This is a genomic window from Corynebacterium sp. HMSC074E01, from assembly GCF_001808885.1.
Lineage (GTDB): Bacteria > Actinomycetota > Actinomycetes > Mycobacteriales > Mycobacteriaceae > Corynebacterium.
In genome coordinates this window covers 1-239 of record NZ_KV794812.1, presented here as the reverse complement: position 1 = coordinate 239, position 239 = coordinate 1, and the positions used below count along the sequence as shown (strand labels likewise).

1 protein-coding gene is annotated in these 239 nt (G+C 56.5%); it reads left to right on the top strand.

Annotated features, from left to right (window positions below):
- On the top strand, nucleotides 1-239 hold a 239-nt coding region (locus HMPREF2537_RS12720; RefSeq protein WP_168162392.1), incomplete at both ends, for a hypothetical protein.

The following is a 239-nucleotide window of genomic DNA, read 5'->3' as shown; positions in this document are numbered from 1 at the left end:
GTTGCTCCGATTAACAAGCAGATTCGGGATCTGAATACTCAGCTGCAGAAGCAGGCTGGTGTGTTCAATGGTCCGCTGGCTGGCAAGATGGCTGGTATCGATGCGCAGCTGAAGCGTTTCGGTGTTGACCACCAGCAGGCTGCTGGCGCTGTGGCTCTGATTGCTGCTGGTGCTCTGGCTATTGGCCTTATCGCTGATGCTTGTGCGCCGGGTGCAGGTTCCTCTAACGGTTCCTCTTC